The 13,661-nt window shown below is 49.9% G+C and carries 13 protein-coding genes; 4 read left to right on the top strand and 9 right to left on the bottom strand.

What is annotated here, in order from left to right:
• Positions 1 to 5: 5 nt before the first annotated feature.
• The 7 genes from P6574_RS01730 to P6574_RS01700 all read right to left on the bottom strand — a co-directional run bounded on the left by P6574_RS01730 (position 6) and on the right by P6574_RS01700 (position 7,250).
• Positions 6 to 812 carry a purine-nucleoside phosphorylase gene (locus P6574_RS01730; RefSeq protein ID WP_310618676.1) on the bottom strand — a complete coding sequence of 269 codons (807 nt, stop codon included), beginning with the start codon at positions 810 to 812 and terminating at the stop codon, positions 6 to 8.
• Between the two features lie 8 nt (positions 813 to 820).
• Entirely contained in the window at positions 821 to 1,216 is a 396-nt protein-coding gene (gene cdd / locus P6574_RS01725) for a cytidine deaminase (RefSeq protein WP_310618675.1), read from the bottom strand.
• A gap of 1 nt (position 1,217) precedes the next feature.
• Entirely contained in the window at positions 1,218 to 2,186 is a 969-nt protein-coding gene (locus tag P6574_RS01720) for an ABC transporter permease (protein WP_310618674.1), read from the bottom strand.
• Between the two features lie 11 nt (positions 2,187 to 2,197).
• Positions 2,198 to 3,301 carry an ABC transporter permease gene (locus P6574_RS01715; protein WP_310618673.1) on the bottom strand — a complete coding sequence of 368 codons (1,104 nt, stop codon included), beginning with the start codon at positions 3,299 to 3,301 and terminating at the stop codon, positions 2,198 to 2,200.
• A gap of 93 nt (positions 3,302 to 3,394) precedes the next feature.
• Positions 3,395 to 4,933, bottom strand: coding sequence for an ABC transporter ATP-binding protein (locus P6574_RS01710; protein WP_310622083.1), 1,539 nt, complete (start codon positions 4,931 to 4,933; stop codon positions 3,395 to 3,397).
• 267 nt (positions 4,934 to 5,200) lie between these two features.
• A complete protein-coding gene (locus tag P6574_RS01705; protein WP_310622082.1) occupies positions 5,201 to 6,154 on the bottom strand; it encodes a BMP family lipoprotein in 954 nt (317 codons plus the stop codon).
• 109 nt (positions 6,155 to 6,263) lie between these two features.
• A complete protein-coding gene (locus tag P6574_RS01700) occupies positions 6,264 to 7,250 on the bottom strand; it encodes a sugar-binding transcriptional regulator (RefSeq protein ID WP_310618672.1) in 987 nt (328 codons plus the stop codon).
• A 594-nt stretch (positions 7,251 to 7,844) separates the two neighbouring features.
• Here P6574_RS01700 and P6574_RS01695 point away from each other — a divergent pair.
• The 4 genes from P6574_RS01695 (at position 7,845) to hrpB (ending at position 12,756) form a co-directional block, all read left to right on the top strand.
• Complete coding sequence (locus tag P6574_RS01695) at positions 7,845 to 8,660, top strand: DUF1194 domain-containing protein (RefSeq protein WP_310618671.1); 816 nt, start codon at positions 7,845 to 7,847, stop codon at positions 8,658 to 8,660.
• Positions 8,661 to 8,809: 149 nt separating this feature from the next.
• Positions 8,810 to 9,232 (top strand): methylglyoxal synthase, encoded by a 423-nt coding sequence (locus P6574_RS01690; protein ID WP_310618670.1) that lies wholly within the window; start codon positions 8,810 to 8,812, stop codon positions 9,230 to 9,232.
• Positions 9,233 to 9,243: 11 nt separating this feature from the next.
• Positions 9,244 to 10,263 carry a glucokinase gene (gene glk / locus P6574_RS01685; protein ID WP_310618669.1) on the top strand — a complete coding sequence of 340 codons (1,020 nt, stop codon included), beginning with the start codon at positions 9,244 to 9,246 and terminating at the stop codon, positions 10,261 to 10,263.
• 39 nt (positions 10,264 to 10,302) lie between these two features.
• Positions 10,303 to 12,756 (top strand): ATP-dependent helicase HrpB, encoded by a 2,454-nt coding sequence (hrpB, locus tag P6574_RS01680; protein WP_310618668.1) that lies wholly within the window; start codon positions 10,303 to 10,305, stop codon positions 12,754 to 12,756.
• 96 nt (positions 12,757 to 12,852) lie between these two features.
• Here the strand turns inward: hrpB and bfr are convergent, their stop codons facing one another.
• Both bfr and P6574_RS01670 read right to left on the bottom strand, forming a co-directional pair.
• Complete coding sequence (bfr, locus tag P6574_RS01675) at positions 12,853 to 13,332, bottom strand: bacterioferritin (RefSeq protein WP_310618667.1); 480 nt, start codon at positions 13,330 to 13,332, stop codon at positions 12,853 to 12,855.
• A gap of 52 nt (positions 13,333 to 13,384) precedes the next feature.
• Positions 13,385 to 13,636 carry a (2Fe-2S)-binding protein gene (locus tag P6574_RS01670; RefSeq protein WP_310618666.1) on the bottom strand — a complete coding sequence of 84 codons (252 nt, stop codon included), beginning with the start codon at positions 13,634 to 13,636 and terminating at the stop codon, positions 13,385 to 13,387.
• Positions 13,637 to 13,661 lie beyond the last annotated feature (25 nt).

The raw sequence follows: 13,661 nt of genomic DNA, 5'->3' as shown, positions 1-13,661 counted from the left end.
TACCCTCAAGCCATATTTTTCAAAAATTGACGTAGTATTTTTTTAATTTTAGCAGCGCCAAGCGGGGCCATTTCCTTTGTCTCATCGTGAGACAAATCGTTGGCCTGCATGCCGGCACCCATATTGGTAATGGTGGAGATCGCTGCAACACGCATGTCGAGGAAGCGTGCCATAATCACTTCAGGAACAGTGGACATGCCAACCGCATCCACTCCAAAGCCCTTCAGCATACGAATTTCGGCAGGTGTCTCAAAAGAGGGACCGGACATCCAAGCGTAAACGCCTTCTGGCAAATCTTCGGCCACTTCACCAGCTGCTACTTTCAACTGGTCGCGCAGTTCAGCATCATATGCCTCTGACATGCCGGTAAAGCGCTTTTCATCTTCTTCACCGATCAAAGGGTTTTTGCCGGAGTAATTGATGTGATCGTTGATCAGCATCGGGTTCCCGGGAGGAATGTCCTCACGCAAAGAGCCTGCAGCATTCGTTGCTACAAGAATTTCACAGCCCAGATCTTTCAGCGTTTCCAAAGGTGTACGCATGATGGATGGGTTGCCACTCTCATAGTAGTGAGCACGACCGGAAAGAACAATCACAGGAACGCCTTGCAATGTGCCAGCGATCAATTCACTTGCGTGCGCTGATACGGAAGACACCGGGAAGTGCTCCAAGCGGCTATACGGGATACGTACGGCATCCTCGATTTCATCAGCAAGCGAACCAAGTCCGGAACCTAGGATCATACCAACTTTGTAAGTATCTGGTCGTGCTGCGCGAACAATGTCGGCACACTCTTTTCCAAAACCGCTCATTATTATTCTCACTTATCGTCGTGAAGTTGAAAACCTGCGGGCAACAGTTCACCCACTGTAAATGTCTTACGCAGGCCGTTGAGGTCTGCCACGTGAACTTTCACGTCATTTCCTGCAAATTCACTCAGCTTCTGGCGGCAGCCACCACACGGTGTGCAAAGCGCTGCATCAGCAACCACAACCACTTCCTTAATGCGGGTCTGACCAGCCAGATGCATGGCCGAAATGGCTCCAGCTTCGGCACAAACGCCCTCAGGGAAGGCCGCATTTTCTACGTTACATCCTCTAACGACTTCACCACTTTCGGTCAAAATAGCTGAGCCGACCTTGAAGTTTGAGTAGGGAGCGTAGGCTGTCTCGCGAGCAGCTTTTGCCTCTTCAAAGAGTTTATCGAAAATACTCATCTTATGTGCGCTCCTTCACGTATGGAATACCGGAGGCTTTTGGCGGAATTGCACGACCAATAAAGCCAGCAAGCAGGATAACTGTCAGGATATAAGGCAGGGCTTGGAACACCTGCACTGGCACTTCACCAACAACAGGAAGGTCAACACCTTCCATACGGATGGCAACCACATCTAGGAACCCGAACAGAAGACATGTAAACATGGCGTTGACAGGTTTCCATTTGGCGAAAATCAACGCAGCCAGCGCAATAAAGCCTTTACCCGCACTCATATCCTTAATGAAACCAGCGGACTGTGCGATGGAGAGGTATGCACCAGCAAAACCACACATCACACCACATAAGATCATGGCGCGATAGCGCAGCCACGCAACGGAGATACCTGCAGTATCAACTGCATGCGGGCTTTCACCAACGGCGCGAAGGCGAAGACCAAAGCGCGTGCGAAATACAATCCACCACACAATCGGAACGGATAGAAGTGACAAGTAAACCAGTAGGTTATGACCAGAAATCAACTCGCTGTAGATTGGGCCCAAGACCGGCACATCTTTCACCGTATCGGCAAAAGGAAGAGTGATGTCGGTAAAGCGTGCTTCCTTGGAAAGCTGAGGTGTGCGGCCACCTTGGTTGAACCAAGCCTGCCCCAGCAGAACACTCAGACCCGCCGCAAGAAAGTTGATGGCAACACCCGCAACAACTTGGTTACCGCGCTGAGTAATAGATGCATAGCCATGCACCAATGCTAGGCCGATGGAAACCAGAATAGCTGCCAGTAAGCCCACCCAAGGATTGCCTGAGATATATGCAGCAGCACCAGCCGCAAACGCTGCGCCCAGCATTTTACCTTCAAGCCCGATATCTACGACACCGGAACGTTCTGAAAACAAACCGGCAAGTGATGCGAACAGCAGCGGCGTAGAAAGGCGCAGTGTGCTGTCGAGCATCTGAATTAGTATGTCAAACATAGACCGCTCCCTTATGCTGCAGTTTTATCACCGGCGAACCGGTCAAAAAAGGATACAACAGCAGGACGGAACAAATGCTCCAAAGCCCCTGCGAACAAAATAACCAAAGCCTGAATAACCACAATCATGTCACGTGTGATTGCTGGAATTTCAAAGGCCAGTTCCGCGCCGCCCTGATAGAGCATGCCAAACAGAAGAGACGCCAGAATAATACCGATAGGGTGACCGCGCCCCATAAGGGCCACAGCGATACCCACGAAGCCGTAACCAGCTGTAAAGTCCAGCAGTAAGCGGTTCTGTGCGCCCATCACCTCGTTCATTCCCATGAGGCCAGCTAAGCCACCGGAAATAAGCATGGTCACAACTGTAATGCGAACAGGAGAGATCCCGGCATAAACAGCTGCAGTCGGGTTCGCTCCAAATGTACGAATTTCATAGCCAAGCTTTGTACGCCAGATCAAGAACCAGACGAAAAGGCAAGCCGCCAGAGCAACAAACACAGCCAGATTGAGCGGGGATTGGCCCAAATTAAACCCTGGGAAGACATTGCGTAGCAGGGGAAGTTGGCCACCTTCTGCAAAGAAGGCTGTCGCAGGCTGCATAGATCCAGGAGGGATCAAAACGTTTGCCAGCAGATACACCATCAAGGATGCAGCGATGAAGTTGAACATAATCGTTGTAATAACGATATGTGAACCACGTTTTGCTTGTAGCCACGCGGGGATAAATGCCCAAGCAGCGCCAAAAAGGGCTCCGCCAATGACGGCGAATGGCATTGTGACCCACCACGGCACATAGTTACCAAGCGCCAGACAGGCCAGAGCAATACCAAGTCCCCCCACATAGGCCTGACCTTCACCGCCGATGTTGAACAGACCAGCTTGGAATGCCACAGCTACGGCTAAGCCGGTAAAGACAAAGTTTGTTGCATAGAAAAGGGTAAAACCAACCCCCTCTCCATATCCCAAAGCACCCCAGACAAGCCATTTAACAGCTTCGAAAGGGTTTTCGCCGATCAAGACAACGACAAGACCTGAAACAACGAACGCAGCAATAAGGTTGAGGGCAGGCAGTAGCCCGTAATCCACCCAACGTGGTAGTTGCCCCTTACTCATACCCGATAGCCTCCCTGAGCATTGACGCTCCGTATTTATGTAGGCTGGCCTTTAGAAGGCCGTATTCCAAATTAATCATAGAAGAGGGCGTTCTCATGCAGCGCTCTCCTCATTCACACCCGCCATAAGTAAGCCCAGCTCTTGTTCAGTTGCATCCGGGCCACGCTCACCAACAACGTTTCCATCAAACATGACAATGATGCGGTCTGACAGTGAACGGATTTCATCCAGTTCAACCGAGACAAGCAGAACCGCCTTACCAGCATCGCGCATTTCAATAATCCGTTTATGGATGTATTCGATGGCACCAATATCCACACCGCGTGTTGGCTGGCCGATCAGCAGAACATCAGGGTCCCGTTCAATCTCACGGGCCAGAACAACCTTCTGCTGGTTACCACCGGAGAATTTTGCGGCTTTCAGATCACAATTTGGCGGGCGAATATCATACTTTTCGATACGCTCATTGGCTTCCTTGCGAATAACATCGAAATCCAGCAACATGCCTTTGCTGTACTTAGGTTCGCGGTGATAGCCCAAAATGGAGTTTTCCAGCTCGGTAAAGCTGGTCACCAAACCCATTTTGTGGCGATCTTCCGGCACATGGCTCATGCCCATCTGGCGCATTTCACTGGCATCATGCCGTGCGCTCAAATCAACATTCTGTCCAGCAAGGTCCATTTTACCCGTTTCAGCGCGAGTTATGCCGGAGATAGCCTCAAGAAGCTCTGACTGACCGTTACCGGAAACACCCGCAATTCCGAGGATTTCACCAGCCTTCACTTCAAAACTCACGTCCTTGACCCGCATAACACCGCGATCATCACGTACATTCAGGTTTTCAACCTGAAGCAAGGTTTTTCCTGGGTTGGCTTCGCCCTTCTCAACTTCCAAAAGAACAGACCGACCAACCATCAGTTCCGCCAGTTCTGTCATGGATGTTTCAGCGGTTTTCCGGCTGGCAACAATAGTGCCGCGGCGCATAACGGAAACCGCGTCAGTGACATCCATAATCTCGCGCAACTTATGAGTAATGATCAGAACGGTTTTACCCTGATCTCGCAAAACACGTAGAATGCGGAACAGGTGATCTGCCTCAGCTGGTGTCAAAACACCAGTCGGCTCATCAAGAATCAGAATATCAGCGCCCCGGTAAAGCGCCTTGAGAATTTCAACCCGCTGCTGCAAGCCAACAGAGAGTTCACCGACAACCGCGTCGGGATCAACCTTCATGTCATATTCGTCAGCCAGACGCTGCAGCTCCTTGCGGGCCTTATCAATACCGCCCTTCAGAAGCGCACCACCTTCAGCGCCCAGCATAACATTTTCTACAACAGTAAAGGGATCAACCAGCATAAAGTGCTGATGAACCATGCCGATACCATATTCAATCGCAGCCTTTGAATCCTGAATGGTTACAGTCTTGCCGTCAATTTGAATTGTACCGCTGTCAGCAGTGTAAAAACCGTAGAGAATAGACATGAGCGTGGACTTGCCCGCACCATTCTCCCCGACGATACCGTGAATTGAACCTTTGCCAACGACAAGGTTGATATCCTTGTTCGCATGAACTGGCCCGAAACTTTTATTGATGCCGCTCAGCTCAATTGCAGGCACGTTTTTATCAGTCATAGCCTTTTGGCCCTTCTGATCTAGTAGGGTGTCGCTTAAAGCAACTGTTTTACTGTCACTCATCTAGTACTTTACCAAACGCCCTTGCAGGAGCCCCAGAGTTCGGTAGGTCCAAGTCAGTACATTATCGATAAGCTCAGTTTGTCACCTCTGAGAACCACGGGTCACACCTACAAAATCAAGCTATAGGAAGCCCAAAATTCTCTGTATTCAAAAGTAAAGAGCGACACCCGCCGCCTATAAAAGCGACGGGTGCAGCACCGTTAATTAGTAAGAACAAGTGTTCTCGGCCATGTAATCCTGTACAACGACTTTACCGGAAATGATGTCAGCCTTTGCAGCTTCAACCGCTTTCATCATATCTTCGGAAATCAGGTCCTTGTTGAATTCGTCAAGCGCAAAAGACACGCCGCTTTCTTCAAGGCCAAGCACTTGAACGCCAGTGCTCCAGTTTCCGTTTGCGGCATCATCGAATGCTTTATCGACAGCAATATCAACAGACTTCACCATAGATGTAAGAACGGAGCCCGGATGCAGGTAATTCTGGTTGGAATCTACACCGATACCCAACTTGCCCTGATCAGCAGCTGCCTGAAGCACACCAACACCAGTTGCACCAGCTGCGTGGAAGACAACATCTACGCCCTGAGAAAACTGAGACTTAGCAAGCTCACCGCCCTTTACAGGGTCAGTCCATGCAGAACCGGTTGTACCAGTCATATTTTCGATAATTTCGGCATCCGGGTTCGCAGCCAGAACACCTTGCTTATAACCACAAGCAAACTTGCGGATCAGAGGAATATCCATACCACCGATAAAGCCGACCTTACCGGATTTGGAAGACATAGCTGCCAGCATACCAACGAGGTAGGAGCCCTGCTCTTCCTTGAAGACAATAGAGCGTACGTTTGGCAGATCAACAACAGAATCTACGATTGCAAAGCGAGTATCAGGGAATTCCTTCGCAACTTTTTCAAGCGCCCCTGCTTGAGAGAACCCGATAACAACGATTGGGTCCAGACCACGACGAGCAAAGTTGCGCATAGCCTGCTCACTTTGGGACGCATTCTGGATTTCAAAGTCACGGAATGCTGTTCCTGTACGTGCTTTATATGCTTCAGCACCAGTGTAGGCAGACTGATTGAAGGAACGGTCATTACGACCACCGAAATCATAGACCAGACCCGGCTTGATTGCGTCAGCCATAGCTGCGGTGGACATAAGTGCAGCAAGTGCCGCTGCTCCAACGATTGTTGTTTTCACTGTTTCTTCCTCTTATTGCCCTTTCCCTTGCGGGAAAGAATTCTGTATTCAGGCCCTTGCCTAACTGTTAAACGAGCTCGACTGCTTCTTGGTTGAGCAAAGCCAGCATTGCTTTAGCAAGACATTCATCAATGACAAGATCTGTAATAGTACCTGCACGCGCGGCGCCAATAGTCGCCTTTGCTTTACCGACCCCTCCAGAAATAGCCACGACCCGCGCACCTTTAAGGTCTTCAGGCCCCAAGCCAACAGACTTCTGGTTGAGACTTGTCTCTACAGGGGATCCATCCACATCAAGAAAGCGCCCAACAAGGTCGCTACATGCAACTGTCCCCGTCAACTCCTCAAGCTCTTCTTCATTGATCAGCCTGTGCTTCACTAAGTGACCATCAGCCTCAACAGAGCCTATACCAACAACAAACAAATCCGATTTCTTTGCCTTGCCCAGTAATTCCTGCACCGAACGATGGGAGAGATAGTTATCCCGCTCTTCAATGGATTCCGCCAAATAAGGCACAGGCAGGTAGAACCCTTCTCCGCCGACAACGCTTTGTAGTTGTTGAACCACATCGTAAGGGTTGGCTGAAAGGCGGCGAGTTAAAGAACCTGAAATTGATACAATCTCAAGGTCCGGCCGTTGCAGCCCCGGCATCGCCTCAATGGTCGCCTTTAGCGTACGGCCCATACCGACACCGATACGTTTAACTGAGGGAGCTGACAAAAGTGAATTCAAATACTGACCTGCAAAAGAAGCTACTGCTGCAAACGGACTGTCAGAGGATCCATAGTCAGCACTGCCCAAGTTCGGCGCGATAAAACAGTTCTTCAAGCCCAAAGCCTGAGCAAGCTCCTGTTCCAGCTCCATACACTCGGAGGGGCGCGCATCGATATAGAACTTGATCAATCCCTGCTTTTGAGCATGAGAAATAAGACGATGAACCTTAGCGGGAGACACGCCAAGACGCTCCGCGATCTCCCCCTGTGTCGACCGACCAATAAAAGATAGCCAAGCAGCTCGAATTGCGAGCGAAGTAGTCCAGTCTTCCGGCTTCACAACCTACACCTCATCTCCCCAAAGTGACCAAAACCTCTCAAAACGCCCCACTCAACGCCATCGCGAATAATTATTCATTCACTGAGATTTTTTTCACCCCCACATTTGCATTACAGTTATTTGTCCGTCAAGCAAATTCATGGAGAGATATTCAGTTTAATTTGTTCAACCCAAGAATATAGCGGGAATAATGCGGCCAATCACCACACCAAACCACTTAATTAGCAACTATAAATGTATAGTTTATAAACACAAATATGTACATTCTTGGCAAACCAACCAAGCCACAGGTAGTTTACAAATAATAATAACTAGTAAAACACACTCACGAAACATAGAAATAACTACTTACAATAAAACATTGTAAAATAGATATATTATACTCATAAATTTACAATATTTACTAAATATAACCTAGAGATGTAAACTACACTAAATTGAATTAAGTTATTCTAGTTGAGAGAGACGCTAGTTTTGTTTCATTGCCAAGAATTTCGGCAATAAGTACAGCGTAAACAAGCTGAGTTACCTAAAAAAATAAAATGGGTTGGGGGAGAAATAAAAGCCCTACCCTTAATTTTAAGGAGGCTCGCTATGCGATCCACTTGCACAAAGGACCTCCCCTGGCTCCTTGCGTTTGCCTGTCTAACGGCCTTCACTCTCCCCCAGCCTTCTCATGCAACCAGTTTTGACACAAGCCTCACTATAGAAAACGAGGTTGATCTGGAGCTTGTCCTTGCCGTTGACATCTCCCAAAGCATGGACCCCGATGAACAAAAAATACAAAGAGAGGGATACATAGCTGCGCTCACCTCTGAAGAAGTTGTAGCAGCCATTCAATACGGCCCAATTGGACGCATCGCCATCACTTACATGGAATGGGGTGGGAAAAGCGAACAGTTTATAGTTGCTGATTGGTCTATCATCGAGGATGAGAAGTCCGCCTACGTTTTTGCCAATACGATTGCTGAAGCGCCGTTACGCAGAGTTCAGCGCACTTCAATTTCAAGCGCTCTTGCCGCCGCCGCCCAGCTGATTGAGACCAACCAATTTGCAGGTATGAGGCGGGTTATTGATTTATCGGGTGATGGCCCCAACAATCAGGGAGGTGCTGTCACAAAAGCGAGAGATTTTGCAGTTTCTCGCGGCATTACCATCAACGGACTGCCACTAATACTCAAAGAAGAGAGTATCTCGTGGCAATCTATGCTGCATCTGGATCACTACTATGAAGATTGTGTCATTGGAGGTCCGGGAGCTTTTGCCATACCCGTGAGATCTAAGGAAGCTTTTGCAGATTCTATCCGCATGAAGCTTGTTCTTGAGATTGCGGACTTGGCGAAAGAAAAATCCACACTAGTTCAAGTCAGCGAACCTCGGGAGCCCATATCCTGCTCACTATTCAACTAGACTGTCAGTATGCGGCAATCTCTCCTAAATAGAATGAGGTATGTGTTTCCCCCACACCTCATTCAGTATCTTTTAGCTTTTCACAACTCCACACAAAGGTTAAACCTGCACGCGCACATGACACCCATTGAGAACTCGGGGACGTTTCCATGACAAAGAAGAGAGCCTTGGCTCTAATCGCCCATGACGCCAAAAAAGAAGAAATGGTATCTTTTGCCGTTAACCATCAGGAAAAACTTGCGGATTATGACCTGTTTGCTACAGGCACAACTGGAAACCGTATTCAAGAGGCCTGCCCACACCTCTCCATCACGCGCATGAAAAGCGGCCCGCTTGGAGGAGACCAGCAAATCGGCGCAATGATTGCAGAGGGAACCCTGGACGGGCTGTTCTTTTTTGTTGATCCTCTTTCCCCTATGCCCCACGATGTAGATGTGAAAGCTCTCATGCGTCTGGCCCTTGTCTACGATATTCCGATGGCGTTGAATCGCAGTACCGCTGGGATTGTGCTCAGATCCACACGTCTTGCTGGCCTTTCCACCACATCAACCACCACTCCTGAAATTGTATAGGCTCAAAAACCATGACTGTTTCAGCGATTTCGCAAGAAATTGAGTTTCCAGTTCTAGTTGCGGACATCGGCGGTACTAATGCGCGCTTTTCCATCGTGGAAAGCGCCGCGCACGCCACCCAAGCAATTGGACAAACGGAAACGGCATCACACAAAACTTTTGAAGATGCTGCCCAAACGATAATTGCTGAAAACAAAAGCCCCCAACCACGAACAGCCATCATCGCCGTTGCGGGCCCGGTTACCGGTGACTGTATTCGCCTGACCAACGCTGAGTGGCTCATCATGCCTCTTGCAGCGATTGAGAAGCTTAAATTAAAGTCTGTATTCGTGCTCAATGACTTTGAAGCGCAAGCACTTGCCCTTCCCCACTTGGGTCGTCAGGACCTTATTTCATTGGGGGGACCTGATGAGGGCCACAAGGCAACAAAATTTGTTTTAGGGCCGGGCACCGGACTTGGAGCCGCCGCTATGATTTACTCCTGCGGCAAATGGATACCAGTCCCTGGTGAGGGCGGGCATGTAGAGCTGGCACCTGTAAGCAAGAGGGACTATAACATCTGGCCTCACATCGAGCGCATCGGCGGGCGCATTGGTGCGGAACAAATCCTGTGTGGCAGTGGCCTCTTGCGGTTAACAAAGGCAGTTTTGGCCGAAAGGCAAGAGCATCGTACTTTTCAGAAACCGGCGGACCTTGTGGAAGCCGCTGACAATGATGACCCAATCGCGCTGGAAGTTATGGATATATTCTGCGCGGCACTTGGGCGCATTGCTGGTGACTTTGCTCTCACAACCCTTGCCAAAGGTGGGATTTATCTTGCGGGAGGAATACCTCCCAAAATTTCAAAGTACCTTTTGCAAGGGAACTTTCGCAAAAACTTTGAGGCTAAAGCGCCCCATGACGCCATCATGCGTCAAATTCCAACCTTCATCGTAGACCACCCAAACCCCGCACTTGAGGGACTAGCGGTGTTTGCCCGCAATCCCGATGAATACCTTGTGGACATACAACAGCGGCACTGGTCCATATAGACTGGCAATACTTCCCCTTACTCTTGAAAAACTGTATTCATGACTGCCTCAGATCTCCCAATTGAAAGCGTAATTCCGACTCTGCTCAAACAACTGGAACAATCTCCCAGTGCTGTTTTAGTAGCTGAGCCAGGAGCAGGTAAAACCACTCGGGTTCCTTTGGCACTCCTTGACGTCCTGTGGAGGCAGGACAAGAAGGTCATCGTACTTGAACCCCGCCGCCTCGCGGCCCGTGCTGCAGCAAGGCGCATGGCCCAAAGCCTTGGAGAAAAAGTCGGCGAGCGAGTTGGTTACCGAGTGCGGATGGATTCAGCTATTTCCGATAAAACAATTATCGAGGTGGTCACAGAAGGGGTCTTCATCCGCCAAATGCTTCAAGATCCGGAGCTTTCTAATGTGGCTGCTATCCTGTTCGACGAATTTCACGAGCGTTCATTAGAGGCGGATCTGGGCCTGGCCCTTGCAATCGACGTACAGCAGGCCCTGCGCGATGACCTGCGGATTATGCCCATGTCCGCCACGTTGGACGCGGTTGGCGTCTCCAAACTTTTGGATGACGCACCCGTGATTACTTGCGAAGGACGCCAGTTTCCCGTTGAGACCCGCTATTTGGGGCGCAGTAGCAGCAAGTATATTGAAGATCAGGTAGTAGCAGCCATTCGGCTGGCTCTAAAGGAAGAAGTCGGCTCCCTTCTGGTCTTCCTGCCTGGGCAGGGGGAAATACACCGCGTCAAAGATCTGCTCTCAAGCAAACTACCCACCAATGTTGACATAGCCCCTCTTTATGGGGCTCTGGACTTTAAGGAACAGGACGCCGCAATAAAACCAGCAGCGCAAGGGCGGCGTAAGGTGGTTCTCACTACTTCTATCGCCCAGACTTCCCTCACTATTCAAGGAATTCGTGTTGTCATAGACAGCGGACTCACCCGCACTAGCCAGTTTGACCCACAACATGCCCTCTCTCGCCTTGTAACTGTGAGAACCTCCCGTGCGACAGCAGATCAACGCCGGGGCCGCGCCGGGCGAACAGAACCGGGCGTGTGCTACCGCCTGTGGGATGAGGCCCAAACAAAAGCACTGCCCGCAGACGACAAGCCGCAAATTCTTGAGAGCGACTTATCCAGCCTTGTTCTAGACCTTGCCAGTTGGGGGGTGAGCGATCCTTCTCATGTCGCCTTCATGACCCCTCCCCCGATACCGGCTTGGACAGAATCCCAAAAGCTCTTGCAAAGCCTACACGCGCTGGATGCTACCGGAGCGATTACGAGGGAGGGGAAGAAGCTTGCAAAGCTTCCAGTACATCCTCGTCTCGCTCATATGCTCATTCAAGCCGCAAAAGAAGGGAAGCAATATCTGGCGGCCCTTATTGCAGTGCTTTTAAGTGAACCAGCACTGGGAGGCCGAGCTGTTGACGTTGGAGAACGGTTACGGCAATTCATGCAGGAAAACAGCACTCGGGCAAAGAGCGCCAAAGCGCTTGCCGCTTCATGGAGCAAGCTTGTCGGCACAGGCAAAGGGGAAAAGCCAAATTTCGAAGACGCTGGTGAAATCCTCGCCTATGCATTCCCAGACCGTATTGCCCAGCAACGCGGAGCCCAGGGGCGCTTTCGCTTGGCAAGTGGGCGCGGCGGACAGCTGGACGCATCGGAAGCGTTGGCTGTGCAGCCGTTTCTGGTGGTGGCAGACATGCAGGGTTCCGCAGCTCAGGCAAGAATTCTTCTCGCAGCCCCCCTAGACAAGAACAGTATTCTTGAGCGCTTTGCGGACGACCTCAAACAGGTTGAAGAGGTTAAACTATCCCCTCAAAAGGGAATAGTGGCCACACGCCTAACAAAATTTGGTGCCGTTGTTCTAGAAGAGGAAAAGATAGCCAATCCGGATCCAAATGCCATCACACAAGCTCTTTTGAAACTGGTGTCCTCACGCAGTATTTCCCGATTGCCTTGGTCCAAAGATCAACTAAGGCTACGCGGACGCGTTGCCTATGTGCGCGCCCAGCAAGCAGGCCAGTGGCCGGACTTGAGTGACAAAGCCCTTCAAGAAGATCTTGAGTGGCTACATCCCTACCTTGCGGGCCTTACATCTGTTGAACACATTACCGCCGAACATCTTGGCAATGCCCTGTCCGCCCTGTTACCGTGGGGGCGAGCCGGAGAGCTGGATAGATTGGCTCCCTCTCACTTTGAAGCCCCAACCGGAACCAGAGCCCCTATCACCTATGATAGCCCTCAAGGGCCACAGATATCCATAAGGGTACAGGAGCTTTTCGGCCTCAACACACACCCCAGCATTTGCGGCGGAGCAATCCCCTTAACCTTGGAACTTCTCTCCCCCGCCCAACGACCAATTCAGGTTACCAAAGACCTTCCCGGTTTCTGGAAAGGGTCATGGTCCGATGTTAAGGCAGATATGAAAGGCCTGTATCCTCGCCACCCTTGGCCCGATAATCCACTAGAAGAACAAGCAACTCGGCGAACCAAGCCTCGCAAGTAACGGGTGTTACCCGATCCAAGAATGACAAAAGAAAAAGGCCAGCTAAGAACTGACCTTTTCTTTTAAACTGTCGTTATGAGTAGAGCTTGGCTACCTTCACTCGCTTGCAGGCGTTGCCTGTAACATGCCATAGCGTTCAATGCCGATTTTCTCGATAAGCTCCAGCTGAGTTTCCAGAAAGTCAATATGCCCTTCTTCATCTGCCATCAGCTTTTCAAAGAGATCCATGGTTACATAGTCACCATGATCCTTGCACACATCCCGAGCTTCCTTATAAAGGGCACGGGCAGAGTATTCACCGGCAAGATCACACTCAATGCACTCTTTCAGGTTTTGGCCTATCCGCAAGGGATCCAGCGCCTGAAGATTTGGATGGCCTTCCAAGAAAATAATTCTTTCGATCAACTTGTCCGCATGTTCCATTTCCTCAATGGATTCTTCGCGCTCTTTTTTCGCAAGCTTGGTAAACCCCCAATCTTCGAGAAGGCGAAAATGCAGCCAGTATTGGTTAACGGCTGTCAGCTCGTGGCGTAGAGCTTTATTAAGATAGTCCAGTACTTTAGAATCACCCTTCATGGCACTATTCCCTTCGACGAATTAGAGAATTTAAGTTTAGAACAATTCCAAACTACTGTCCAGCATTACTCTCACTGTTTACCTGTTCCTCATAGATCAGGTTGATGATTGTTTTGAAACAACCGCCACATTTGGGGCGTTTTCCAAGGCATTTAAAAACTGCGCCGGGTGTGGGAAGTCCTCCTTCCCGAGAATTATGAAGTTCTTTTGCGACCTTGCGCACTTCACCATCAGAAATTACATTACAGTGACAAACGATCATTTGATTTTCTTGGTTGTCCCCACGAAGGGAAGCACAGAGCATTTTGTGTTTGAGTGTGCCCTTTAAA

The organism is Pseudovibrio sp. M1P-2-3 (assembly GCF_031501865.1).
Taxonomy (GTDB): Bacteria; Pseudomonadota; Alphaproteobacteria; order Rhizobiales; family Stappiaceae; genus Pseudovibrio; species Pseudovibrio corallicola.
The sequence above is the reverse complement of the archived record's forward strand: the minus strand, read 5'-3'. Positions and strand labels throughout refer to the sequence as shown.